Raw genomic sequence first — 25204 nt, forward strand, 5'->3', positions numbered from 1 at the left:
GTAAAATGTGATTTATCTATATTCGATTTATGTCATATTAAAGACAAGATTATCTTTAATATGACATATGTCATTTTTTGCAGAGGTTAACTGTTTTAATTTTGTTGTCATATTAAGTACTGATAATAGTTCACTAATATTTTAATAATTATTATATGAGTAATCTGTCTCAATCCCACCGAATTTTATTTTTAAATACACTTGCCTTTACCATTTGCTTTGCTTGTTGGACATTAAATGGCGTTTTGGTAACTTATCTAGTTGATAAAGGAATATTTAATTTTACAGTTGTTGAGACTGGGTGGTTATTAGGAATTCCTATACTTTCAGGTTCTGTTTTTCGTTTACCTATAGGTATTTTGACAGATAAATACGGAGGAAAAATTATATTTTCGGCATTACTTTTATTGTGCTCAATCCCCTTATTTTTATTGCCATTTGCAAGTTCATTTTGGAGTTTTGCAGTATTGAGTTTTCTTTTCGGATTAGTAGGAACAAGCTTTGCGGTTGGGATAGGTTATACTTCAATCTGGTATCCAAAAGAATGGCAGGGACGTGCTTTGGGAATTTTTGGAATGGGAAATGCAGGAGCGGCAATTACCACTTTTGTTGCGCCTACTTTATTAAATAATTTATCTGAAAATGATCCAGTAAATGGTTGGAAGGCACTTCCGGTTATTTATGCAGTGACACTTGTAATCATTGGAATTCTTTTTATTGTTTTCGCAAAAAATAAAACAAATAAAGTAGTTTCAAAAACAATGGGGCAATTGATGTCGCCTCTTAAAAACGTTCGAGTTTGGCGTTTTGGTGCGTATTACTTTTTAGTATTCGGCTTTTTCGTGGCGTATTCACAATGGCTGCTTCCCAATTTTATGAATGTTTATCACACTACACTCGTAATGGGAGGGATGTTTGCTACTATGTTTAGTCTGCCATCTGGAGTTATTAGAGCTTTTGGAGGTTACTTATCAGATAAATTTGGAGCTAGAAAAGTAATGTATTGGGTATTAGGATCTTCAATCGTAATCAGTTTTTTATTGATGTTTCCAAAAATGGAGATTTTTACTGCAGGGCCTGGAGTTATGGCAATGAATAACGGTACCGTTACAGAAATTACTGCCGATAAAGTAGTAGTAGATGGAAAAGTACATAACATACATACCAAACAAGTTCAAAATGATGATGAAGCTGCCATTTTTCCAGTAAAAAATTCTTGGCAGGAAATCCTTGTCAAACAAAATCAAGAAGTAAAAAAGAAAGAATTATTAGCGCAAGGAGTTACACAAATTAAGTTTAGTGCTAATCTTTGGGTATATGTGGTTTTGGTAATTCTTATTGGTATTTCTTGGGGAATTGGAAAGGCTGCCGTTTATAAACATATTCCAGAATATTTTCCAAATGAAGTTGGAGTAGTGGGAGGAATGGTTGGTTTAATTGGCGGACTTGGCGGTTTTGCCGGCCCAATAATCTTTGGTTATCTTCTTAATTATACGGGACTTTGGACTAGTTCATGGATTTTTATTTTTATAGTTTCTGTGCTTTGTCTTCTTTGGATGCATCGAACAATTATTAATGCAACTCGATCTAAGCTTCCAGATTTCACCAGAGATATTGAAAGCAATCATTAAAAATTAAATAACTTAATAATAGATATATGAAAACTTGGTTAGATAAATGGGATCCAGAAGATGAAGTATTTTGGAATTCTACCGGAAGTAAAATCGCTTGGAGAACGTTAACAATAACAACGATCACTTTAGTATTATCATTCGCATCATGGTTTATGATGAGTGTTATTGCCGTAAAATTGCCAGGATTGGGATTTCGATTTACTAAGGATCAACTTTTTTGGCTGACTGCAATTCCTGGACTTGCAGCAGGATTTTTGAGAATTATACATACTTTTATATTACCCATTTTTGGAACAAGACATATAGTGTCATTTGCTACACTTATTAAATTAATCCCCGTAATCGGAATTGGTTTTGCAGTGATGGATGTAAATACACCATTTTGGGTATTTGCACTTTTAGCTTTTACTACAGGTTTTGGAGGTGGAGACTTCTCCTCTTATATGCCAAGTACAAGTTTGTTTTTTCCTAAAAGACTTAAAGGAACAGCTCTTGGAATTCAGGCAGGAATTGGAAATTTTGGTGTTTCGGTAGCGCAATTTGTTACGCCGCTTATTATAAGCGTTAGTATTTTTGGTGCTGCACAGGTATTTACAAGTATTGATCATAAAGAAGCAATTGTTGTTTTTCAGAATGCTAGTATAGAAAAACAAAAAGAGGTTTTTTCTGCTTTAGATCCTGACGTACAAGCTAGAATATTGACTAACGTAAAGAAAACAGTTACTGATTCAGTAAGTGCATCAATCCAATCAGATGATAAAGTAGCTCTTTTTACGGCGTTGCCTTTAAAAGCAAAAGCTAAGGCTATTGCAAATGCAAATCCAAAGATGGCTGAGAAAATATTAAATGATATCAGTCCTAAAAATACAGCAGTCAAAAACACCGAAATTTATTTGCAATCAGCTGCATTTTGGTACGCTCCGTTCCTAATATTATTATCTATTATAAGTTGGTTTTACTTAAAAAGTATTCCAATGAAAGCATCAATTAAAGAGCAATTAGATATTTTTTCTAATAAACATACTTGGTATTGTACCATTACTTACATCATGACTTTTGGAACATTTGCAGGTTTATCTGCTGCTTTTCCTTTAATGATTAAGTTCTTGTACGGTGATTTTCCAAACGCACCAGATCCATTAGTTTATGCTTTTTACGGGCCGCTTATAGGTTCTGCAAGCCGAATTGCTTTTGGTTTCGTAGCCGATAAAGTAGGAGGAGCTATACTTACTACAATTACTGGTTTAGGAATTTTGGCAGGATCAATTATTTTAGTTACAGAAGGATTAGTAGCACCAACAAGTATGGAGCAGTTTCCTCTTTTTGTAACCGTAATTTTAGCAATGTTCTTTTTTACAGGAATTGGAAATGCAGGTACCTTTAGACAATACCCTATTATTTTTGCCGAAAACCAACGTCAGGCAGCGGGAGTAATTGGTTGGACAGCTGCAATCGCTGCATTTGGACCATTTATTTTTTCAAAATTAATAGGAAATAATCTTTCAGCTAATGGTACTGTAGATCAATTCTTTATTGGTGTTGCTATTTTCACTATATTAGCTACAGGTATCAATTGGTGGTTCTACAATCGTAAAGGATGCGAGAAACCAAGTTAATAAGTAATCATTAAAATTTAAATTAAGGATGAAAGATAAAACATTTAATACCAAAGCCCTGCTTGTTGCTTCGCTGGTTTCTATACTCACTATCGTACTTGTGTTTTATGGTTCCAGACAATTGCAGAATTTCGATGCAGCATTAATTACTTATTTATTCGGAACCGTATTTGCTTTCTTCGGAATCGTTTATCGATATACCGTTTGGCTGCAGCGTCCGCCGACATGGATGTATTTTAAAAGAAGTATAAAATTTCTTTTTACAGGAAAAATATTTTCGCATTTGTGGTTTTTAGGAAAAGAATCAGTACAAAATATTGTTGTTCAAAAGTTTATTTATCCAAGAAGTAAATGGCGCTGGTTTGCCCATTTCTGTATCGCATTAGGCTGCTTGTCTGCTTTTGCGATTACTATTCCGTTGACATTTGGATGGATTCATTTTTCATTGGCACCTAATTCTATTTCTATTTACGAAGCGCATTTCTTCGGATTTAAAATGATGGATTTCGAAATAGGATCTTTTCTTGCCTTTTTAATTTTTCATGCCCTAAACTGGTCATCATGGCTTGTAATAATTGGGTCTGTATATTATTTAAGACGAAGATTAACAAACCCGGGATTAATTGCTACTCAAACCTTTGAAGGAGATTTATTGCCGTTGATATTATTAATTGCAATATCGGTTACTGGTTTATGCTTAACCTATTCGTATCAATTCATGAAAGGATTTGCATATGATTTCTTAGCCGTAATTCATGCCGTAACCGTAATCATGTTTTTAATATGGATTCCGTTTGGAAAATTCTTTCATATCATTCAGCGTCCCGCACAAATTGGAGCTCATATTTATAAACAAGAAGGAATCAAACAAGGAATGGCAGTTTGCCCGCACACTGGAGAAGAATTTGCAACAAAACTTCATATCAATGATTTAAAAATTGTAACCAAACAATTGGGTTTTGATTTTACACATGAAGATGGAACTTCTCACCTGGATTTAAGTCCAGAAGGAAAAAGATCACGATTAGCACAAGCACATTTAAAAGCCAGAATAGAAAGCGGAGGAAGCTTATTTGGATAAAGAATATAGTTTCAAGTTTCAAGCTTCAGGTTTCAAGTTCCGCAAAGAACGTTAAACCTGAAGCTTGAAACCGGAAACAAAACAAACAAAAAAAGACAATGGCAAAATTACCTGTATCAGCTGAAAAAATTATTGAAGAGTTCGGTCCGCATTTAAATTATGCGCCTAAAGATGGTTATGAAGGTAGAGACGAACCAGATAAATTGGTAAAAACACATTGCTGCTTTTGCGGCATGCAATGCGGTATTCAATTATCTGTAAAAGATAATCAAGTAGTGGGCTTCGAACCTTGGATGGAGTTTCCTTTCAACGAAGGGCGTTTATGTCCAAAAGGAGTACAACGTTATTTACAAAACAATCACCCAGATCGTTTATTACATCCTTTGAAGAGAGTAGAAGGAAAAGGTTTTGAAAAGGCGACTTGGGATGAAGCGATGGATAAAACCGTATCTGAAATTAAAAGAATTCAGGAAAAGTATGGTAAAGATGCTTTTTCAATGTTATCCGGCGTATCATTATCAAATGAAAAAAGTTATTTAGTAGGTAAGTTTGCTCGTGTAGCCTTAAAAACAAAAAATCTAGACTACAACGGAAGACTTTGTATGGTAAGTGCAGGAGCTGGAAATAAAAAAGCCTTTGGTTTAGATCGAGGCTCAAATAACTATTCTGACCTTGAATATGCAGAAGTAATTATTGTTGCTGGTGCAAATATCAGTGAAACATTTCCAACTTTAACCCACTGGATTTGGAAAGCTCGTGATCGCGGCGCTAAGTTAATTGTAATCGACCCAAGAATGATTCCGTTAGCAAGGACTGCAGAGATTCATTTAGATGTAAAGCCCGGAACAGATTCTGCTTTATATGGAGCGATGCTAAAATATCTGGTAGATCATGATATGTTAGATCACGATTTTATCGACAATCATACTTCAGGATTTCAAGAAACAATTGATGCAGTAAAAGATTATACTTTAGAATGGGCCGAAGAAGTTACTGGAATTGACAAAGAAAAGATAAAAGCTGCTGCTGAGTTATGGGGAAAAGCAAAAACGAGCTTTTTACTTCACGCACGCGGGATAGAGCAGCACTCTAAAGGTGTTGATAATGTAGTAGGCTGTATCAATTTAGTTTTGGCAACAGGAAGATTAGGAAGACCTTACTGCGGATATGCAACAATTACGGGACAAGGAAATGGACAGGGAGGAAGAGAGCATGGCCATAAATGTGATCAATTACCTGGAAATAGAGATATTGAAAACCCAGAACATCGTAAATACATATCACAAGTTTGGGGAATCGATGAAAAAGATATGCCAGGAAAAGGTTTATCGGCTTATGAAATTATTGATGCTATACACAGAGGAGAAATAAAAGGTTTACTTTCTATTTGTTTTAATCCTCTAGTATCATTGCCTAATAATAATTATGTACGAGAAGCACTTGAAAAATTAGAGTTTTACGCTTGTATTGATTTCTTTTTAAATGAAACTGCTCGTCATGCAGATATTGTTTTAGCTGGATCATTGCAAGAAGAAGAAGAAGGAACTACAACATCGGCAGAAGGAAGAGTTATCCGAATTCGTCAAGCTGTGACACCTCCTGGAGATGCTAGAACAGATACTTCAATATTTTTAGAATTAGCAAAAAGATTGGGAGTAGAAGATAAGTTTACTTATGAAAATAGTGAAGCTATATTTAATGAATTGCGTGTTGCCTCTAATGGAGGAACTGCAAATTATTTCGGAATATCATATAAAAAAATAGAAGATAATATGGGTGTTTTCTGGCCTTGCCCAACAGATGATCATCCCGGAACACCTAGATTGTGGGAAGACAAAGTGTTTGCAACTCCAGATAAAAGAGCTCATTTTAATCCTGCTCCATATAAACTTCCAGGAGAAGTTACTGATGAAGAATTTCCAATAACACTAACTACAGGTCGTGTGGTTTCTCAATATTTGAGCGGAACACAAACCCGCCGAATAGGTAAGCTGGTAGATCAGTTTCCTGAACCCCTGTTAGAAATTCATCCTGAGCTGGCTCTGAAATATGGTATTAAGCAACGCGAATTGGTAAAAGTTTTAACCCGAAGAGGAGAAGGCGTTTTTCCTGCAAACATAGTTGAAACCATCCGAAAAGATACTGTATTTATACCATATCATTGGCCGGGAATTAAATCGGCTAATCAATTAACAATTGGGACTTTAGATCCTATTTCTAAAATGCCAGAATTTAAAGTTTGTGCCTGTTCATTAAATCCGCTTGGCGAAATTGCACCATCCTCTGCTGGATCTGATGCTTTTGCAAGTGTTTAATCTATAAAAGAAGACTTATGAATTTAACCAATTTTAATAGAAACGAAGAGTTTTTTGTAGATCTGCAACGCTGTATTGGATGTAAAGCCTGTGAAATGGCTTGTGCAGAATGCGAAACAAACGGACAGGAATCTCTGATAAGTGTTAATTATGTAGAACGTTCCTCGACAATCCAAACTACTGTGCAAGTTTGTATGCATTGCGAAGATCCAGTTTGTGCTAACGTATGTCCAGCAGATGCTATTTCACAAGATGAATTTGGCGTAGTTCATACAGCAAGTACAGAAAGATGTATAGGTTGCTCAAACTGCGTAATGGCTTGTCCGTTTGGAGTACCTAAAAAAATGGAAGAATACGATTTAATGATGAAATGTACAATGTGCTATGACCGTACCAGCGTTGGAAAAAAACCAATGTGTGCAACAGTCTGCCCAAGCGGAGCATTATTTTACGGAACAAGAGAACAAATCGAAGAAATGAGACCAAATAGTACACCAATCAATAATTTTATTTTTGGACAAGAAAGAGTTACTACAAAAGTCAATATTATGATGCCAAAAGGCGCTAATGAATTAAGAATATATTAAATCCAGATCATGTCAAAAGAAGATAATTTAAATCAAAACTGGAAAAAGGATTTCCCCATAAAAAAACAGGAATCAACTCAAGTCAGCCGACGCGATTTTGCAAAATTCCTGACTTTTGTTTCCGGCGGATTAATGGTAGGAAGCGGATTTGTAACCGCAAAAGCATTTTTACTGCCAAAAGAAGAAGTGCAGGGCGAACATTTTATTTGTAATAAAGAAGATGTTCCTGTGGGCGGAACAAGAGGATTTGTATTAGAAGGAAGTACAATTCCGTATATTTTAATACATCTAGAAAGTGGTGAATTTAAAGCTTACGAGCAAAAATGTACACATTTATCGTGCTCAGTATTTTATAAACCAGGAACAGGAATTATACATTGCCCTTGCCACGAAGGATCATTTGATGCTAAAACTGGAGATGTAATTGCTGGACCACCGCCAAGAGCTTTACCGCAGCTAGAAGTTGTGTTTAAAGAGAATGCCGTTTTTGTAAAAGCCTATATCGAAAAAAAAGAAAGCTAATTTGTATAATTTAATTTTATAAGTATGAGTACTTTTAGACGCAGCCAGAATCGCGCAAACCCTAATAAGCTGAATAATATACTTTCGACACTTATTTTTATTTTAATATTAAATGTCAGCATTCAAATTTGGCTTTTGTATGCCTCATTAAATAACGCATTAGACAATAATAAAGAAATATTGATTCCTGCATTCATAGCATCAGCAATTCTATTTTTAATTGGTTTTGCATGGTTGTATTATCTGCCAAAAGGTAATTTTAGAAATAAATAAAGCAAGATTTTCTGCCATAAAAAAATGCTGGTAGATTTTTTCTGAGAGTATTCAAAAGAATTACCCTAAATTTATATTCAAAAAAAATAGGTACTAATGATTTTAACTAAGTAAAAATACTTATATTTGTAATAAGTATTTTTTTGCTTATAAAGGATAGCATTTTATGATAAAAGTTGAAGAAGCATTAACAATAATTGAAGCAAACAGTGCCAAGATGCCTAAACAGCAAATAGCCGTAAGTAAAGCATTAGGTTACGTTTTGGCAGAGAAAGTTATTTCTCCAATTCATATGCCGCCGTTTCGTCAATCGGCTATGGATGGATATGCTTTTATTCACAGCATCAAGCATCAATATGATATAGTAAGTACATCACAAGCAGGTGATCATTTAAATTTAAAATTGAATACAAATGAAGCCGTTAGAATATTTACAGGCGCATTTGTGCCTGATGATGCTGATACTGTTGTAATGCAAGAGCATGTAATTGCAAATAAAAATTCGATACTTATAGCAGCAATGCCCGCAAAAAATGCAAATATTCGCGAAAAAGGAGAGCAGATTGCTAAAGACGATATTGTTTTTGAAGCAGGGACTTTAATAACTCCAGCCGCAATTGGTTTTTTAGCCAGTTTAGGAATCACAGAAATTAAAGTACACAAGAAACCTAAAGTTGCTATTTTAGTTACAGGAAACGAATTAGTAAAACCCGGTGAAAAACTGAAAAAAGGAAAAATTTACGAAAGTAATTCTGTAATGCTTCAAGCTGCTCTTGAAACTATTGGTATTAAAAAAACGAAAGTTTACAGTGTAAAAGATAATTTAAAAGCTACGAAAAAAGCATTAAAAAGTATTTTAAAAAAGTATGATATAGTTTTAATTTCTGGCGGAATTTCTGTTGGAGATTATGATTTTGTAAAAGAAGCATTGTTGCAGAATGATGTAAAAGAACTGTTCTATAAAATCAATCAAAAGCCTGGAAAACCAATGTTTTTTGGTTCTAAAGATGAAACTTTAGTTTTTGCTTTACCTGGAAATCCCGCTTCATCGCTGACTAATTTTTACATTTATGTTGCTCCGGCAATAAAAAGCAGAATAGGATTTTTGGAGATTCACAAAACAAAAGTAATTCGGAAATTAAACTCAGATCTTAAAAATAATACAGGGAAAACATTGTTTTTAAAGGCAAAATACAACGAAACACATGTTGAAGTTTTAAACAGCCAAAGTTCTGCAATGCTTAACACCTTTGCTGTTGCAAACAGTTTACTAATCGTTCCCGAAGGTATTGAAGAATATAAAAAAGGACAATTAGTTACGTTATTACCGATAGATTAATTCTAAGAATAAGAAAATAGAAAGAGGATAGAAAAAGATTTTTGAGTTATAATGATAATGGTCGCTGTATAAATAAAAACACATAGCTAAAGTTTGAAACTATGGAAAATGTTAATGTAAAGAATGTCAAAAATATAACCAATGGTTTCAACCATTGGGACTTTGTAAATTTTCAGCTTTGCGAACTTAATTTTAAAGACAATAATGAATAAAAATTCTTAGCGCTCTTTGCGGTAAAATAACCTGAAACAAAATTAATCATGGAAACACCAACAGTATTTATTCTTTGCGGCGGAAAAAGCTCCAGAATGCAGTCTGAAAAAGGATTAGTGCTGTTTCAGGAAAAACCATTTATTGAACATATAATTCGGGCGATTTTACCCATCACAGATCAGATAAAATTGATTACGGCTTCAAAAGAATATGATTATCTGCCGTACCAAAAAATACCTGATATTATTGCAGAAAAAGGTCCATTAGGTGGAATTTATACTGCATTATCACATTCTGAAACTGAATTTAATTTGATTTTAAGCTGCGATATTCCGTTAATTTCAACTGAATTATTACAAGAATTAATTTCAAAGCATACAGAAGAAGCCGGAATTACGGTTTTTGCTTCAGAGAGCCGAATACACCCATTAATTGGAATTTACTCAAAAAAAGTTATTTCAATAATTAAAGATGCAGTCGATTCTAATGAGTTAAAAATGATGGATTTGCTTGCGAAAGTGCCGCATCAAATTGTAAATATAGAAGAAAGTGAAAACTTTCATTTAACCAATATTAATTCCGCAGACGAATTAAATGATCTGAATATCAATTTAAGTTAAAGATTATGCAAAGCTTAAAAACACCAAAATTAACGATTGTAGGCGCAGGTCCTGGCGACGTTGAATTGATTACGATGAAAGCTATTAAAGCTTTAAAAAGTGCCGATGTTGTTTTGTATGATGCTTTGGTTAACGAGGAATTATTGGAATATGCATCGAATGCCGAAATAGTTTTTGTTGGAAAACGATTGGGTTGTCACGCTTACACACAAGATCAGATTAATGATTTGATTGTTTCAATGGCAAAAAAACACGGACATGTTGTTCGTTTAAAAGGCGGCGATCCTTTTATTTTTGGACGTGGAAGTGAGGAAATTGAATTTGCTGAGCGATTTGAAATTGAAACTGCAATTGTACCAGGAATTTCATCAGCTTTAGGTGTTCCTGCTTCAGTAGGAATTAGTTTGACACAACGAAAAGTTGCCGAAAGTTTTTGGGTAATTACTGGAACAACTTCAGATCATAAATTGTCAAAAGATGTACAGTTAGCTTCAAAATCAGCTGCAACGGTAGTTATTTTAATGGGAATGCATAAACTGGACGAAATTATTTCTATTTATCAAGAAAATAGAAATGACAATCTGCCAATTGCCATCATTCAAAACGGAACTAAAAATTCAGAGCAAAAAGTAATAGGAACTATTGATACAATTACTAAATTGGTATCTGAAAAAAACATATCATCGCCTGCAATTATTGTGATTGGCGAAGTAGTACGAAATACTTCAAGCTGGATTGCGTATTTTCAGGAACATTTTGATGATGAATTTATTTTTCAGAATTTAAATTTATAAGAATGATTGAAGTTAAATATTTTGGAGCTGTAGCCGAAAAGACAAAATGTGAATTCGAAAAGTTATCTTTTCCCGAAGTTTCACTGCAAAAACTATTGCAGGACTTAAACGAAAAATATGAGTTCGAAGCACTGACTTTCAGCGTTGCCGTAAACCAAAAAATAGTTTCAAAAACAACAGATTTTACATTACAGACAAGTGATGTTGTGGCTTTATTGCCGCCATTTGCAGGAGGATAAAACAATGAGTACATCAAACCGATATAACAGACAAATAATTCTTCCAGAAATTGGAGACGAAGGTCAGTACAAATTGCTGAAATCAAAAGTTTTGGTTGTTGGTGCCGGTGGTTTGGGCGCAGCAATTTTACCGTATTTGGCTTCTGCAGGAGTTGGTGAAATTGGGATTGTAGATGATGATACAATTGAAATTTCAAATCTGCATCGACAAGTTATTTATAAAACTTCAGCAGTTGGAAAATCAAAAGCAGAAGAAGCTAAATTGATGATTTCTGAATTGAATTCTGAAGTAAAAGTTAATACAGTTTCTGAAAAGTTATCAGGAAAAAATGCTATTTCATTATTTGAAAAATATGATATTATTGTTGACGCAACAGATAATATTGCAATAAAATATTTAATAAATGATGCTTGTCTTGTCGTTAATAAACCAATGGTTTATGGATCTATTTTTAGATTTCAGGGACAAGTTTCGGTTTTTAATTATCAAAACGGACCAACGTACAGATGTTTGTATCCCGATGAAAATAACAATGCTTTGAATTGTGAAGATGCCGGAGTAATTGGAATTTCAGTTGGAATTATCGGTATGCTTCAAGCAAATGAAGTTTTAAAAATGATTCTCGGAATTGGAGAAGTTTTGAACGGAAAAATATTGGTTTACAATATTTTGAACAACGAACAACAAAAATATGGTTTTGACAGAAATGATATTCAGTCAATAAGCAGAGAATTATTCGAAGAAAAATATAATAAATTTGAGGTTGCAGAAATAAGTTTTGGTTCCGTTTTAGAGGAAGTAAACAATGATTCCATTTTGTTTTTAGATGTTAGAAATAGTGATGAATTGCCAAAAATCAGTTTAAAAAATCAAGTTCAGATTCCATTACTGCATTTAGAAAATGAAATCGAAAAACTGGACAAAAAACAAATGATCTATGTTTTCTGTCAATCCGGAATCAGAAGTAAAATGGCAGTTGAGATACTTCAAAAACATCAATTTAAGAATACGAAAAGTATCGCGGGAGGCGCTTTAGCAATGAAGAATTTATTGAAAGAAGAAATAAAAATTTAGCCAAAGATTCAAAGATTTACGCATAGTTTGTCATTTCGACGGAGGAGAAATCTTCGTAGGTGACTCGACAAAGATTGGGGTCTAGTTATGGAGTCACTTGTGAAGATTTCTCCTCCGTCGAAATGACAATATTGCGGTTAACTTTTTTTATTATAGAATTTAATTAGTGAAAATTAGTGTAATTCGCGGCTATAAAAAAAACATATAAAAAATGAGTAAAAATGTATTTGTAGAAGGACCAATTTCTCCTGAATTTATTGCTGAGTCAATCGCCAAACACCAATCGAAACATACAATTGGCGCACACAATATTTTTTTAGGACAAGTTCGTGCCGATGTAATTCACGATAATACAGTTGTTGCAATTGATTATTCCGCTTATACCGATATGGCAAATGAGGCGTTGCACACAATTCGCGAGAAAGCTTTTGCTAAATTCGACTTAACCTGCATGCACATTTATCACAGTTTAGGGGTTGTAAAAGCAGGCGAAATCTGTTTGTTTGTGTTTGTTTCAGCAACACGACGCAAACAAGTTTATGAAGCCACAGAAACCATAGTAAACTGGATAAAAACTGACGTGCCAATTTTTGGTAAAGAAATGTTTGAAAACGATACATTCACTTGGAAACAAAATAGTTAATGGTAGATATTACGCATAAAATAAGCACATTACGAAAAGCAACAGCAACGGCAATTGTAAAAGTCAGCAAACAAGAAACAATTGATGCTGTGGTAAATAATCTTGTGCCAAAAGGAAATGTTCTCGAAATGGCAAAAACAGCTGGATTATTTGCGGTAAAAAACACGCATTTATCCATTCCCGATTGTCATCCGATTCCAATTGAATTTACTTCCGTAGAATATAAAATTGAAGGATTAGAAATTCAGATTATTTTTAATGTAAAAACCGTTTATAAAACCGGAGTTGAGGTTGAAGCCATGCACGGCGCATCAATCGTAGCATTGACGATGTACGATATGCTGAAACCAATTGATAAAGAAATCGAGATTTCAACTATCAAATTAATTTATAAAGAAGGCGGAAAATCCTCTTTCAAAAATAAATTTCCAAACGCTATAAAAGCGGCAGTTTTTGTTTGTTCTGATTCCATTTTTGCAGGAGATAAAGAAGATCGATCTGGAAAAATAATTGTAGAAAAATTAGATTCATACGGAGTTGAAACTTCGCATTATGAAATTATTCCTGACGAATTAGATATTATTCAGGAAAGAACAAAAGCTCTCGCAAAAGAAAATCAGCTGGTAATTTTTACGGGCGGAACGGGATTATCACCGAGAGATGTAACACCAGAAGCTTTGTCGCCAATATTAGAAAGCAGAATTCCTGGAATTGAGGAAGCCATTCGCGATTACGGACAACAAAGAATGCCTTATGCAATGTTGTCTAGAACCGTTGCAGGAACTTTGGGCAAAAGCTTAGTTTTAGCTTTACCCGGCTCTACAAACGGAGCGAGAGAATCGATGGATGCGGTGTTTCCGCATGTAATGCACGTTTTTCATATTTTAAAAGGAAAAAACCATGACAGCCTCTAACACTATTTTGACGGATGGTTTTGGACGCAGACACAATTATCTGCGCATTTCGCTGTTGGAAAAATGCAATCTGCGTTGTACATACTGTATGCCAGCCGATGGAATTGCGCTTTCTCCAAAAGCGAGTTTAATGACTGCTGAAGAGATTTTTAGTATCGCCGAAACTTTCGTAAAAAATGGTGTTGATAAAATTAGATTAACTGGAGGAGAACCACTTCTTCGAAAAGATTTTCCAGAAATTGTTTCAAAATTGGCATCTTTAGATATTTCGCTTTCTATTACGACAAATGGAATTTTAATTGACCGTCATATTGCCGTTTTAAAGCAATTTAAAATCAAAAAGATCAATTTGAGTTTAGATACTTTGATTTCGTCTAAATTTCATGCTGTAACGCTCAGAAATCAGTTTGAGAAAGTTATTGATAACCTTCATTTACTTTTAAATAATGATTTTCAGGTAAAAGTAAATGTGGTTTTAATGAAAGGTTTTAATGATAATGAAATTGTTGATTTTGTAAAACTAACACAGTTTCTGCCCATTTCTGTGCGCTTTATTGAGTTTATGCCTTTTGCGGGAAACGAGTGGGACAGAAGCAAAATGGTTTCCCAAAATGAGATATTATCTCTGGTTGGAAATACTTTTTCTTTAGATCAAATTCAAAAATTAGAAGACGAGAAAAACTTTACTTCCAGAAATTATAAAATAAAAGATTTTCAAGGTGATTTTGGAATCATAAGCTCGATTACAAATCCGTTTTGCGACAGCTGTAACCGAATTCGTTTAACTGCTGACGGAAAAATAAAAAATTGTCTTTTTTCAAATTCTGAAACTGATTTATTGACTCCTTTTAGAAAAGGAGAATCAATTATGAATTTAATTGAAACAGCTATTCAAAGTAAAAAGAAAGTCAGAGCAGGAATGGCGACGATCGACGAAATGAACGATCCTGCTAAACATTTTGACAACCGCAGTATGATTGCAATTGGCGGATAGTTTAATCGTTAATTGTTAATTGTTAATTGTGAAATGTGAAATGTGAAATTGTCAGGCTGAGCGAAGTCGAAACTTTTTTACACAATCTTGTCATTTCGATCCCGAAGCTTCGGGAAAGAAATCACACTTGTAAATCGACAAAGATTAGCGATCTTCTTTATGGAGCTACTTGCGAAGATTTCTCCTTGGTCGAAATGACAAACTAAGTGTAAGAGCTCAGAAATAAAAAAAGGTTCAACTTTTTAAAGTTAAACCTTTCTCAATAATTATTTCTTCTTTTTAGCTTTTGCCTTTTTTTGAGACTTTGCTTTCTTTTTTGCGATTTTTTTAGCTTTAGCTTTTTCTTTAGCTTTTTTAGCTTTTTCTTTTTTCTTGGCTTTCGCTTTTAGTTTTGCTTTTTTAGCTTTCTCTTTCTTTTTATCTTTCTTAGCTTTTTCTTTTTTCTTAGCTGCTTTCTTTTTCTCTTTTTCCTTTTCTTTATCTTTCACTTTTTTGGCTTTTTTAGCAGCTTTATCTTTTTCAGTTTTAACTGCTTGGTTAGTATTTTCTTTTTTAGGTTCAGTAATTGGTGTTGCAGCAACTGTCGTTTTTTCTTCTGACTTTGCTGCAGGAGTTAATACTTTTTTTGCTGGAGCTTTTCGTACAGCTGGTTTTGGCGTAGTCGTTGCTGCAGATTTTACAACTGCTTTAGCAGGCGCTTTTGCTGTAGGTGTTGCGGCAGCTTTTGTAACAGAAGCAGCAGGAGCCTTGGTAGTTGTAGGCTTTGATGCAGCTGGTTTTGCCACAGTTGCTTTTGTCGCAGTTGGTTTTGCTGCTGTTGTTTTTGCAGGTGCAGCTTTGCGAACTGGAGCTTTCTTAACAGGAGTATTTTCTGGTTTTGCGTTTTCTGCAACTGGTTTAACAGCTTCAGGTTTTACAGAATCGATTTTTTCCGGGGTACTTTCTTCGGGTTTGTTTTCCATATTAAATGCGCTTTTAGGTAAAGTTATTGTTAGCAATGTAACTAAATTGTTAATTCACAGTTAAGTAAAGATAATTATAAAACAAGTTACTCAATGTTAAGTTTTCTTATAAAAAATAATATTAAGTAGTTGAAAGTGAATTGTTTGTTTTTTTGATCGGAATTTTTAACCAGAATCTCTTAACAATTCTACATGAAAAAATGAGGTGCAATTATGAATTGCGAATGGTCATTGTGAATTGGGAAGCTTAAAATATTTCTAATAAATCCAAGTGAAAACAAATGCTCCAGCCCTAACGAAAGCGATATCCTTTTGTATTGATTCCATTAGTAATTAGAATTTAAAAAAGATATTCTCGATCGCTGGACACAAGCACTAAATAACTAACGAAATTATATAGATACTAATAATGATGGTGAAGATATTAATTTGTAATAATCTCTAAAATTTTAAAATTGCTTTTTGGTGATTCACACAAAGAACAGCAATAATCTTCGCCTAAATCTGTAAACAAAATTCCTTTTGGAATGCCTTGACTTTCATCTCCATATTCAGGTTTATAAAGTGTTAAACATTCTTGACATTGGTAAATATCCAATTGTGGTTTTCTTTTTTCTGTAGGTTTTCTGTAGTTTCAGTTGTTGCATTTCCGAGTTCATCAAAATATTTTCGGCTTAATTCGATTAGAATAGTTGGCAGCTCAAGTTTGTCGATATCCTGAGAATGAACGATATATTCTCGTGTATTTGGATCAAAATTCTTCGCAAACAAAACATTGTAAGTATCTCTGATTTTAATGGATTCTAAAGCTGCTGGAAGTTCATTTTTTTCGATAACAATCGAAGTAAAGTAATGTCCGTCCCGATTGTATTCCGAAATACCAAAATTCAGTCCATAAGTACTTATATCAAATTGATCAAGAGTACGAACTAAAAATGTTTTCAAGTTCAATGCCCATTCCATAGCAACAGGCAGATGCCAATTTAATTCTAATAAAGAATGACGAACATTAATTCCGCGTTTACCTAAGAACTTTTCCCATTCTAGTTTTCGGTCTTTCGGAATTCCTTTTATGATGAAAGATTTCCAAGGCGTGATACATATTTTTCCAATTTTGCATTCAAAACACAAATCGCACATTTCTTTTAGGAAATCTAAATCGTATAAATTATTTCGCCAATAAAGGCCAAGCCAGTATTGATCGATTCCCATTCTGTTCATTCCTTCGTAGTAAGGAAAAGGATAAAACGGAATATTTAAAGGCTTGTCGATTGTTCGATTATTAGTGTCTAAAGCTTCGCTTATCAGCGTAAAAAGCATTTCGATATCAAGAGTGGTTTCGTCTGTAATTTTCTCAATTTCGTAATAAGTCTTCGCTAAATCCCAAGTATAAATTAAGACCGGATAAACTTCCATCTTTTCCCATTTTGGAAGTCTGATATATAAATACCAATAATCTTCATGTTCTGAAGCTATAAAGTTTAAATGTCCTGTAAATAAAGGAACCAACTGTTGTTTTGGATCTGTAATGTTTACTTTTAGTTTGGGCTGTTCTTTAAATTCTTCTAAAACATACAAAAATCGATTTCCTGTCAGCCAATTGGTATTTCTAAAAATATCCGTCGAAACATAAGAAGAAACAATATTGTTCCCGCTTTTTTGATCTGGATAAACAAAATGATGTTTTCCCAAAGTGGTTTTGTCTAAAGATTTAAAACCTTTTGGAAAAATAATATCCTGTCTCGAACCAAAAGAAATAGAATCCAGACCTTCGTCTAAAGCAATGTTTACTACTTCTAGTAGTTCTCCCGGCGAAATAACGCCTCCTTTTACTATTAATCTTGTCAATTCCATTTGTTTATTTGTTTCAGGTTTTTTTGTCTCAGGTTTTAGGTTTCAAGTTTTAGGTTTCAAGTTTAGGTTTAACCGCAATCTTGTCATTTCGAGGAACGAGAAATCATACTCGTATTTCGACAAAGATTGTTTTGTACTTTGCGAAGTTTTTTGTGTGATTTCTCGTTCCTCGAAATGACAAACGGTGAGCAACTTGAAACTTGAAACAAAGAAAACTTGAAACATTTTTTTAAACTTTGCACTTCGCCAATATCTCTTTAACCTCCGTTTTACAGCTTCCACATCCTAATCCTGCACCAGTGTTTTTGCATAAATCGGTAAAATCGTTCACACCGCTTTTAATGGTTTCTTCGATGTTTCCTGCGCCAACCTGACTGCAGGAACAAACTAGTTTTCCTAAAACAGGTTTTGCGGTTGAACTTCCTCTTAAAAGCATATTTCGCTTATCTGATAATTCGATTTTGCTTTCAATCATCGTTTTGAATTCGGCAAATTCGTTCTTATCGCCCATTAAAATTGCACCAACTAAGAGATCATCTTTTACAATGCATTTTTTGTAATAACGTTTTTTCAAATCAGTAAAAACAATTTCCTCATACGAATCATCGTTTTCTGGAATTGTAATATCTCCAATACTGCACAGATTTATGTCTTCTAATTTTAAAATATTCATTAAAATCGAACCTTTGTAATAACTGCTGATATCGCCTGCTAAAAAGTTTGCCAAAATATCCGCTTGTTCTTCTGCAGCAGAAGTAATTCCGAATAATTTATTATTGAATTCTGCTATTTCTCCAATTGCAAAAATATCAGGATTTGAAGTTTGTAAATATTGATTGACTTTTACGCCGCGCCCGCAAGCCAAACCGCTTTCTCTCGCAATTTCGATATTCGGAATTGTTCCAATCGTATAAACAATTGCATTTGCAGTTATAATTTTACCGCTTTTTAAGGCAATTTCAATTTCGTTTTCATTATCCGTTTCAAAAACGGTGCTGACTTCATTATCAAAATAAATCTGAATATCACGAAGCTGTACTTCTTCGGCCAATAATTTACTTGAAATTCGATCCAGCTGACGTTCCATTAAACGCGAAGCTCTCTGAATTATAGTAGTTTTTACTTTTTTATGTTTTAAAGCAGCAGCCAATTCCAACCCTAATAAACCTCCGCCAATAATAACAACATGTTGTTCTTCCGGCGGAAGATTAGTGCTGTCAAGATGTTTTTTTAAACGGTCGGCATCTTCTTTTCGTCTTACGGTAAATCGACCTGGAAGATGCAGTTGCGCGTTTTCTGGAATAAAAGGGCGACTTCCCGTTGCTAAAATCAATGAATCGAAAGTGTGTATTTCGCCCAAACTATCTTTTATAGTTTTTGTATTGGAGTCTATTTTTTCAATAGAAATTCCCGCTTTCATGGTAATATTCAGCTTGTTTAATGCTTCGCCGTCTTTAACCTTTAAAAGCTGTTCCCAAGTAAATTCTCCCGTCATATATTCGGGTAATAAAACGCGATTGTAAAACGGATTTATTTCATTCGAAAAAACAATAATTTCATCTGTAGTATTAAATTCACGATAATTTTGAATGAATCGGAATGAAGCTGCGCCGGCGCCAACAATGGCAATTTTCTGAAAGGGTTTTACATATTTTTTAATCGAAACCGTCGTGTATTTAAAATCAGGTTCTTTTGAAATAGGATCTACAACAGTATTCGTTAAATTGTTTGTTCTATTCAAATCATTTTCAAGTTGTTTTCCCCAATGCATTGGCAGAAAAAGTACCTTTTCTTTAATAGAATCAGTCACTTTTGCTTTTACGCGAACTTCTCCATTTTTGCTAGTAACGGTAATAATATCACCGTTTTTAATTTCATTTTTAAAGGCATCAATTGGATTTATCTCTAAAACTGGACTTGGAATATGAGTTAATAATCTGGAAACTTTTCCCGTTTTGGTCATCGTGTGCCATTGATCGCGAATTCGTCCAGTAGTTAAAATAAAAGGAAATTCGGCATTGGGCTGTACTGATGTATTTTCGATTGAAACAGGCAGGTTAAAAATCGCCTTCCCAGAAGGCGTATAGAATTTTTTGTCGGTAAATAATCTAGGTGTTCCCGGATGTCCGTAATCTGGAACCGGCCATTGAAAAGTGCCTTCGGTTTTTAAGCGATTATAATTTAAAAATGAAATGTCAATATTAGTGCCTTTGGTAAGTGCACAATGCTCTTTGTAAATTTCTTCGGCATTATTGAAATCGAAACCATGAAAATTCATTTTTTTAGCAAAACGAATTAAAATTTCAATATCAGGAAGTGCTTCTCCCGGCGCATTAATTCCTTTTGGCAGATAAGAAATGCGACGTTCAGAATTAGTCATCGTTCCATCTTTCTCTAACCAGCCGGCAGCAGGCAAAAGCAAATCGGCAAATTTGGCTGTATCAGCATTATGCGAAATATCCTGAACTACTACAAACTTGGCGTTTTGAAGTGCTTTTTCGATTCGACGTGAATCTGGCAAACTAACTAAAGGATTTGTACAAATAATCCAAACAGCCTTCATTTTTCCTGATTCTAAAGCTTCAAACATTTCTGTTGCCGTTAAACCTGGTTTATCTGAAATCTCGTCAACACCCCAAAAGTCAGCCACTTCTTTGCGATGTGTAGGATTTGCAATGTCTTTATGCGCTGCCAAAAGTGTCGCCATTCCGCCCACTTCACGTCCGCCCATAGCATTCGGCTGACCCGTTAATGAAAATGGTCCAGAACCTGGCTTTCCGACTTGTCCTGTTAAAAGAGATAAATTCAGCAAAGCCGTATTTTTATCAACTCCAACGGCGCTTTGGTTTAATCCCATTGCCCAAAGTGAAATAAATCCTTTTGCCTTTCCGATAATATCTGCAGCAAGTTTAATATCGTTTACTGATATTCCGCATAGTTTTGATGCTTTTTCAAGCGACGTACTTAGTACTAAATCTTTATATTGTTTGAAATTTTCAGCATTGTTTTTGACAAAATCATGGTCAACATGACCTTTTTCAATTATGCGTCTTGCAATAGCATGATACAAAATAATGTCAGATCCCGGAAGAATTTGTAAATGCAAATCGGCGAAAGCGGCTGTATCAGTGCGCCTAGGATCAATTACTATTATCTTCGTTTTTGGGTTTTTCTCTTTATGTTTTTCAAGTCGTCTAAATAGAATAGGGTGACACCAAGCAGGATTTGCGCCTGTGATTAAAAAAGTATCTGCCAATTCGATATCATCATACGCAATTGGTACAGAATCTTCTCCAAAAGTCTTTTTATAACCCACAACGGCAGAACTCATGCAGAGTCTCGAATTGGTATCGATATTATTGGTTTTCAAGAAACCTTTTACAAGTTTATTTACCAAATAATATTCCTCGGTTAAGCATTGTCCCGAAATATAAAATCCAACACTGTCTGGACCATGTTTTTTTATAATAGAAGAAAAAACTGCCGCAGCTCGGTCTAGAGCAGTATCCCAGCTTACGCGCTCCAGCGGATAGGATTTGCTGCCTCGCATTTCAGGATATAAAATTCGGTCAGAAGTATCGTTGACTACATAATGCAGATTCATTCCTTTAGAACATAACATTCCTTTATTTACCGGATGATCTTTGTCTCCTTCAACCATAACGCCGTTTTTAGCATCGTTGGTTACGATTATGCCGCAGCCAACGCCGCAATAAGAACAGGTAGTTTTGATTTTGGTATTTTGCATTACAGTTCTTTTTTTAGATACTATTTCTTGAATCTGCAGCGATTTAGATAAATCACTTATACAAAAATAAGTATTTTTACGTATAAATACTTATTTTTCGAATTTATTTTTTATTTTTGATGCAATAAAATGAGCAGCAACAAATTAGTTTTTAATCCGATAAAAATTAGGACTCATGAAAGAGGAGCAAACCCTTTGTTATTCTTGTGCCAATGAAAATTGTTTTATCAAGAAACACCTGCATTTAGAGCAAATGAATACCTATGTTTCTAAGAAACAGAATATAGTCTGCAAAAAATCGGATCAGTTTATTGTGGAAGGTTCTTCTTTGCAAGGGTTATATTTTATTTGCAAAGGAAAAGCGAAAACGGTAAAAACGGGAATTAACGGACGTGAGCAAATTGTACGCTTAACGAAAAGTGGTGATATTATTGGTTTTCGAGGATTTGGGACAGGGAAAAAGTATTTAATTGGTGCTTATGCCTTGGAAGATACCGTTTTGTGCAATTTTAGTAATGAAACGATGCTGGAAATTTTACAGCATATTCCAGAACTTACTTATGCTTTAATGCTTTTTTATGCTGATGAATTGAATAAAAGTGAAAATAACATTCGCAAAATTGCGCATATGAATGTTCGTGAACGTGTAGTTGATTTATTGCTTTATATTCATCGTAAATTTGGACAAATCAATGATTTAATTGATATTGATCTTTCTCGAAAAGAAATCGCGGATTTTGCAGGAACAACCGAAGAGCAAGCAATTCGAGTTATTTCAAGTCTTAAAAAAGAAGCTCTAATAAAAACGGTTGGAAAACGTATTGGGATTTTGGAAGTTTCAAAATTACGCTCTGAAATTATGGAACATAAATATTTTTGAAACTTTCTAACACATAGAAACATAGGATTTTTAAATCTGTAGAAAAGAGAGTTTTAAAAATCTAAATTTTTACGCATAGCTATGTTCTTTTTGTCAAATGGAATACCTTTTTTAAGAACGATTAAACTATGTTTCTATGTGTTAAAATGATTACGTACAAATACTTATTTTTTTCTGCCAATAAATCGAATTACAGAACCCGTTCCGTTATGGAATAAACCTTCGTTTAATTCGATTTCTTTTTCTTCTAATTCGATGATTTCATAGTTTGAGAAATCACTTTTTATTTCTTCTATAGAAAATAGAGATTCAATATCTTTTGGTCCGCCAACTTTATCATTTATTGCAAGATATTCTAAATGTTTTTTGCTGAAAGCTTCAAAAATAATAACACCGCCTCTGCGTAATAATTTATCAAGCTGTTTGTGAATTTCGGACTTAATTTCTGCAGGGAAATGAGCATAAATCAAGGCAATTACATCAAATTGTTCTTCTTTGAAATTCAGCGTTTCTAATTCGCCAACTTGATAATCAATTGAAACATTGTTGGCTTCAGCAAGTTTTAAAGCTTTATTTTTTCCTTCTTCACTAATATCAAAAGCGGAAACGTTCCAACCCAATTTTGCAGCAAAAATGGCATTTCGTCCTTCGCCTTCGGCAGGAAAAAGAATAGCGCTGGGTTTTAATTTTTGAATTTGTTCTTTTAAGTAATTGTTGGGTTCTTCGCCATATGCAAATTCTTCGTTGCTGTAGCGGTCATCCCATCTTTGGGTCCAGTTGTTCATTATTTATAAATTTGATTATTTTATTTTTAAAGAAATCTTGATTTTTTTTGTCTCTTCATCCCAAAGGTCTGAATATTTTACTTTATTATTTTCTAAGTCAGTTTTAAGTTTTAAGCAGGAAGTTAACTGATTATTGTATTTCTCTGGACTTTTTGATTTCGGATAAAACTTAAAATCATTGTTTTTGCAATATTCCACAGCTTTTTCTAAGATAGAAATATAATTATTAATATCAGTTTTCAAATACATATTTATTGGTTCACCAATAGCATATTTTAGTGAGCCTAATAATGCGCCATCGTTGCTCTCTTGATAATCTGGATTTGAAGAATTGTAATATTTAAAACGCATTAAACCAGTGTAATATAAAAATGATGCTTCATTGAATTTTGATTTATTTAAATAATTTGCTGCAGTTTCAAAGTATTTTGAAGGATGTTGTTGATCTAATTCCTTTGCTTTATTAAAAATTTCTTTATTTAAATCTAAAATATGCCCGCTTTTTTTTAAAGCATCAGAAGTAGTATAAATGTTTTTGTACAATTTTAATTCTTCTTGAGAATAGATAATGCTATTTATAAAAAGCAGAACAAATAAGATTTTGGCTTTATACATAATTTTATAGTTTATAAAGTTTGGAGAAAATATTTGTAAATAAAAACTTTCAATTCAAATGTAGTGAAAAAAATAGGGCTTAATAAAAAAAACTAACCCTTTCTCAAAATCGAAAAAGGGTAGTTTGTAAAATTTAGATTTACTAAAAATCTCTTATTTCTTCCAAGTAAAAATCCTTGGATTTACGGAAATCATTAACCAAGCCCAATTATTAGTATGACCGGCATCTCCGTTTTTCAAGAACTCTAAAGTTTTTGAACCAAACATTTGAGAATAACCTCCAGTTAGCGTAATATCTTTTTTGAAATTGTAGCCTGCAGTAAAATCGACCTCAGTTCCTAAGTAAGAATCAAGTTTTTCATTTGTTGGAGTCACAACATCTGCGGCAGATAAAAATACGTGCGGCATTAACGCAAACTGCCATTTTTTGACATTATAACTTAGTTTTAAGTAGGCATCTTGCAAACCAACGCTGTTTTGATGATTTCCAACATAAAAATAATCCATATAACCATTAAAAGCATGATTGGTTCCAAATATTGGATTGAATGATTTAATTACTGTACTGCCGTCATTAGTATCTTTTCCCGATAAAAATTCATAACCTAAACCAGCTTTAAAGGCATCAGAAACGTTGTACCCTAAATAACCAGCGGCATTCCATGCACTTACCTGTTTGTCTGTGCTTTTACCAGTTTGTCCATATAACCAGAAATTAGTATCTAATTTACCTGTTTTATAGGTTAAATAGGTTCCAAAAGTCTGTTTGTAATCTACCAATAATTTTGCGTCGGCATTAGCATATTCATATCCAGTATTTAGGGCTAATAAGCTCATTCCTAAATTACTGAAGGATGTGTGGTACCAAGCATATTGCATAGCTTTGTAGTTGGCGACAGTGTATGGAGTTTGCACTATATTTTCGGCATTTGAGTTGAAAGCAAATCCCATATCAAGCTGCTGGTTTTTTGGACGAAAAGTAACCAGTACTGCATCATGACTTTGTCCTTGTTGTAACCAATCGATTTCACCCATTATACGCTGATTGTCATAAGAGAGTACTTGGCGCCCAACTCTTGCGCTCCATTTTTCGGTGAAATTGTATTGTGCCCAAGCTTCAAAAACGGCAACTCCATTTTTATCTGCGGTGGTTGTGGTTGGTACATCACCCCAGGTTCTAATGTTTTGAAAAGTTAATTTAACAATCAAATCATCTTGCTTAAAATTTAAATTTAAACGAGAACGCTGTGAGATTTGTGAAGTTCCTTCTTGACCTTCGGGAAGCAAAGTTTTGTATCCGTTTCGATATTCAAAACGTGGTCTTAATTGTAAGTTGGCATCAAATTCTTGTGCTTGCATGGCAGCACCAAATCCTAGAAAAAGTAAGGATAGAATTATTCTAGTTTTTTTCATATCTATGATGGTTTAATAAAAGACAAATTTATCTTATAATGATTTTACTTTTAGTGATATTAATCATATTTGATAATTATTTTTAAAC

Annotated in this window: 24 protein-coding genes; 17 read left to right on the forward strand and 7 right to left on the reverse strand. The window is 33.8% G+C overall.

The features are described from left to right. The first annotated feature begins 155 nt into the window (after positions 1-155). The 15 genes from BOW55_RS12925 to moaA all read left to right on the forward strand — a co-directional run bounded on the left by BOW55_RS12925 (position 156) and on the right by moaA (position 14859). The gene (locus BOW55_RS12925) at positions 156-1631 is read left to right on the forward strand and encodes a nitrate/nitrite transporter (RefSeq protein WP_129024456.1); all 1476 of its coding nucleotides are present in this window, start codon (positions 156-158) and stop codon (positions 1629-1631) included. Positions 1632-1657: 26 nt separating this feature from the next. After that, positions 1658-3250 carry a magnesium transporter MgtE N-terminal domain-containing protein gene (locus BOW55_RS12930; RefSeq protein WP_129024457.1) on the forward strand — a complete coding sequence of 531 codons (1593 nt, stop codon included), beginning with the start codon at positions 1658-1660 and terminating at the stop codon, positions 3248-3250. Positions 3251-3278: 28 nt separating this feature from the next. After that, positions 3279-4331 (forward strand): MFS transporter, encoded by a 1053-nt coding sequence (locus BOW55_RS12935; RefSeq protein ID WP_089059582.1) that lies wholly within the window; start codon positions 3279-3281, stop codon positions 4329-4331. Between the two features lie 98 nt (positions 4332-4429). Next, the gene (locus BOW55_RS12940) at positions 4430-6646 is read left to right on the forward strand and encodes a molybdopterin oxidoreductase family protein (protein WP_129024458.1); all 2217 of its coding nucleotides are present in this window, start codon (positions 4430-4432) and stop codon (positions 6644-6646) included. A 17-nt stretch (positions 6647-6663) separates the two neighbouring features. Beyond that, complete coding sequence (locus BOW55_RS12945) at positions 6664-7233, forward strand: 4Fe-4S dicluster domain-containing protein (protein WP_099719285.1); 570 nt, start codon at positions 6664-6666, stop codon at positions 7231-7233. A gap of 9 nt (positions 7234-7242) precedes the next feature. After that, on the forward strand, positions 7243-7755 hold the full coding sequence (locus tag BOW55_RS12950) for a Rieske (2Fe-2S) protein (RefSeq protein WP_089052736.1): 513 nt from the start codon (positions 7243-7245) through the stop codon (positions 7753-7755). Between the two features lie 24 nt (positions 7756-7779). After that, positions 7780-8028, forward strand: coding sequence for a DUF6755 family protein (locus tag BOW55_RS12955; RefSeq protein ID WP_089059585.1), 249 nt, complete (start codon positions 7780-7782; stop codon positions 8026-8028). A gap of 166 nt (positions 8029-8194) precedes the next feature. Beyond that, entirely contained in the window at positions 8195-9367 is a 1173-nt protein-coding gene (gene glp / locus BOW55_RS12960) for a gephyrin-like molybdotransferase Glp (protein ID WP_129024459.1), read from the forward strand. Between the two features lie 260 nt (positions 9368-9627). Then, entirely contained in the window at positions 9628-10200 is a 573-nt protein-coding gene (locus BOW55_RS12965) for a molybdenum cofactor guanylyltransferase (RefSeq protein WP_129024460.1), read from the forward strand. 5 nt (positions 10201-10205) lie between these two features. Further along, on the forward strand, positions 10206-10994 hold the full coding sequence (gene cobA, locus BOW55_RS12970; protein ID WP_129024461.1) for a uroporphyrinogen-III C-methyltransferase: 789 nt from the start codon (positions 10206-10208) through the stop codon (positions 10992-10994). A gap of 2 nt (positions 10995-10996) precedes the next feature. Next, complete coding sequence (locus BOW55_RS12975; protein ID WP_129024462.1) at positions 10997-11233, forward strand: MoaD/ThiS family protein; 237 nt, start codon at positions 10997-10999, stop codon at positions 11231-11233. Between the two features lie 4 nt (positions 11234-11237). Continuing rightward, the gene (moeB, locus tag BOW55_RS12980; RefSeq protein ID WP_129024463.1) at positions 11238-12308 is read left to right on the forward strand and encodes a HesA/MoeB/ThiF family protein; all 1071 of its coding nucleotides are present in this window, start codon (positions 11238-11240) and stop codon (positions 12306-12308) included. 211 nt (positions 12309-12519) lie between these two features. Then, positions 12520-12951 carry a molybdenum cofactor biosynthesis protein MoaE gene (locus tag BOW55_RS12985; protein WP_099719278.1) on the forward strand — a complete coding sequence of 144 codons (432 nt, stop codon included), beginning with the start codon at positions 12520-12522 and terminating at the stop codon, positions 12949-12951. Next, the gene (moaCB, locus tag BOW55_RS12990) at positions 12951-13865 is read left to right on the forward strand and encodes a bifunctional molybdenum cofactor biosynthesis protein MoaC/MoaB (protein ID WP_129024464.1); all 915 of its coding nucleotides are present in this window, start codon (positions 12951-12953) and stop codon (positions 13863-13865) included. Before BOW55_RS12985 ends, moaCB begins: the two co-directional genes overlap by 1 nt. Beyond that, positions 13852-14859: a GTP 3',8-cyclase MoaA gene (gene moaA / locus BOW55_RS12995; RefSeq protein WP_129024465.1), complete on the forward strand. Its 1008-nt coding sequence runs from the start codon at positions 13852-13854 to the stop codon at positions 14857-14859. Before moaCB ends, moaA begins: the two co-directional genes overlap by 14 nt. Positions 14860-15125: 266 nt before the next feature. Here moaA and BOW55_RS21360 read toward each other — a convergent pair whose 3' ends face one another. Next, positions 15126-15347: a hypothetical protein gene (locus BOW55_RS21360; RefSeq protein ID WP_233207029.1), complete on the reverse strand. Its 222-nt coding sequence runs from the start codon at positions 15345-15347 to the stop codon at positions 15126-15128. A 4-nt stretch (positions 15348-15351) separates the two neighbouring features. Between BOW55_RS21360 and BOW55_RS21365 the strand changes: the two genes are divergently transcribed. Further along, the gene (locus tag BOW55_RS21365; protein ID WP_241686555.1) at positions 15352-15885 is read left to right on the forward strand and encodes a hypothetical protein; all 534 of its coding nucleotides are present in this window, start codon (positions 15352-15354) and stop codon (positions 15883-15885) included. Between the two features lie 360 nt (positions 15886-16245). Here BOW55_RS21365 and BOW55_RS21670 read toward each other — a convergent pair whose 3' ends face one another. From BOW55_RS21670 to BOW55_RS13010, 3 genes are all read right to left on the reverse strand, one after another. Further along, on the reverse strand, positions 16246-16419 hold the full coding sequence (locus BOW55_RS21670) for a rubredoxin (RefSeq protein WP_371414519.1): 174 nt from the start codon (positions 16417-16419) through the stop codon (positions 16246-16248). Further along, entirely contained in the window at positions 16389-17675 is a 1287-nt protein-coding gene (locus BOW55_RS13005; RefSeq protein WP_371414520.1) for a rubredoxin, read from the reverse strand. The genes BOW55_RS21670 and BOW55_RS13005 overlap by 31 nt, the downstream gene beginning before the upstream one ends. Before the next feature lie 229 nt (positions 17676-17904). Then, positions 17905-21423 (reverse strand): nitrate reductase, encoded by a 3519-nt coding sequence (locus BOW55_RS13010; protein ID WP_129024467.1) that lies wholly within the window; start codon positions 21421-21423, stop codon positions 17905-17907. A 175-nt stretch (positions 21424-21598) separates the two neighbouring features. On the opposite strand from BOW55_RS13010, the gene BOW55_RS13015 reads away from it, so the two are divergent. Beyond that, a complete protein-coding gene (locus tag BOW55_RS13015; RefSeq protein WP_099719268.1) occupies positions 21599-22303 on the forward strand; it encodes a Crp/Fnr family transcriptional regulator in 705 nt (234 codons plus the stop codon). 164 nt (positions 22304-22467) lie between these two features. Here BOW55_RS13015 and BOW55_RS13020 read toward each other — a convergent pair whose 3' ends face one another. The 3 genes from BOW55_RS13020 to BOW55_RS13030 form a co-directional block, all read right to left on the reverse strand. Further along, positions 22468-23088 carry a bifunctional 2-polyprenyl-6-hydroxyphenol methylase/3-demethylubiquinol 3-O-methyltransferase UbiG gene (locus BOW55_RS13020; protein ID WP_129024468.1) on the reverse strand — a complete coding sequence of 207 codons (621 nt, stop codon included), beginning with the start codon at positions 23086-23088 and terminating at the stop codon, positions 22468-22470. 15 nt (positions 23089-23103) lie between these two features. Then, positions 23104-23703 carry a hypothetical protein gene (locus BOW55_RS13025; RefSeq protein WP_129024469.1) on the reverse strand — a complete coding sequence of 200 codons (600 nt, stop codon included), beginning with the start codon at positions 23701-23703 and terminating at the stop codon, positions 23104-23106. 153 nt (positions 23704-23856) lie between these two features. Then, positions 23857-25116, reverse strand: coding sequence for an alginate export family protein (locus BOW55_RS13030; protein WP_129024470.1), 1260 nt, complete (start codon positions 25114-25116; stop codon positions 23857-23859). Positions 25117-25204: the final 88 nt, after the last annotated feature.

Source organism: Flavobacterium sp. YO12, assembly GCF_004119495.1.
In the GTDB taxonomy this organism is placed as follows: domain Bacteria; phylum Bacteroidota; class Bacteroidia; order Flavobacteriales; family Flavobacteriaceae; genus Flavobacterium.

Coding starts and splice junctions, on each gene's coding strand:
- BOW55_RS12925 (WP_129024456.1), top strand. CDS start 156: ATGAGTAATCTGTCTCAATCCCACCGAATTTTATTTTTAAATACACTT.
- BOW55_RS12930 (WP_129024457.1), top strand. CDS start 1,658: ATGAAAACTTGGTTAGATAAATGGGATCCAGAAGATGAAGTATTTTGG.
- BOW55_RS12935 (WP_089059582.1), top strand. CDS start 3,279: ATGAAAGATAAAACATTTAATACCAAAGCCCTGCTTGTTGCTTCGCTG.
- BOW55_RS12940 (WP_129024458.1), top strand. CDS start 4,430: ATGGCAAAATTACCTGTATCAGCTGAAAAAATTATTGAAGAGTTCGGT.
- BOW55_RS12945 (WP_099719285.1), top strand. CDS start 6,664: ATGAATTTAACCAATTTTAATAGAAACGAAGAGTTTTTTGTAGATCTG.
- BOW55_RS12950 (WP_089052736.1), top strand. CDS start 7,243: ATGTCAAAAGAAGATAATTTAAATCAAAACTGGAAAAAGGATTTCCCC.
- BOW55_RS12955 (WP_089059585.1), top strand. CDS start 7,780: ATGAGTACTTTTAGACGCAGCCAGAATCGCGCAAACCCTAATAAGCTG.
- glp (WP_129024459.1), top strand. CDS start 8,195: ATGATAAAAGTTGAAGAAGCATTAACAATAATTGAAGCAAACAGTGCC.
- BOW55_RS12965 (WP_129024460.1), top strand. CDS start 9,628: ATGGAAACACCAACAGTATTTATTCTTTGCGGCGGAAAAAGCTCCAGA.
- cobA (WP_129024461.1), top strand. CDS start 10,206: ATGCAAAGCTTAAAAACACCAAAATTAACGATTGTAGGCGCAGGTCCT.
- BOW55_RS12975 (WP_129024462.1), top strand. CDS start 10,997: ATGATTGAAGTTAAATATTTTGGAGCTGTAGCCGAAAAGACAAAATGT.
- moeB (WP_129024463.1), top strand. CDS start 11,238: ATGAGTACATCAAACCGATATAACAGACAAATAATTCTTCCAGAAATT.
- BOW55_RS12985 (WP_099719278.1), top strand. CDS start 12,520: ATGAGTAAAAATGTATTTGTAGAAGGACCAATTTCTCCTGAATTTATT.
- moaCB (WP_129024464.1), top strand. CDS start 12,951: ATGGTAGATATTACGCATAAAATAAGCACATTACGAAAAGCAACAGCA.
- moaA (WP_129024465.1), top strand. CDS start 13,852: ATGACAGCCTCTAACACTATTTTGACGGATGGTTTTGGACGCAGACAC.
- BOW55_RS13005 (WP_371414520.1), bottom strand. CDS start 17,675: ATGGAATTGACAAGATTAATAGTAAAAGGAGGCGTTATTTCGCCGGGA.
- BOW55_RS13010 (WP_129024467.1), bottom strand. CDS start 21,423: ATGCAAAATACCAAAATCAAAACTACCTGTTCTTATTGCGGCGTTGGC.
- BOW55_RS13015 (WP_099719268.1), top strand. CDS start 21,599: ATGAAAGAGGAGCAAACCCTTTGTTATTCTTGTGCCAATGAAAATTGT.
- BOW55_RS13020 (WP_129024468.1), bottom strand. CDS start 23,088: ATGAACAACTGGACCCAAAGATGGGATGACCGCTACAGCAACGAAGAA.
- BOW55_RS13025 (WP_129024469.1), bottom strand. CDS start 23,703: ATGTATAAAGCCAAAATCTTATTTGTTCTGCTTTTTATAAATAGCATT.
- BOW55_RS13030 (WP_129024470.1), bottom strand. CDS start 25,116: ATGAAAAAAACTAGAATAATTCTATCCTTACTTTTTCTAGGATTTGGT.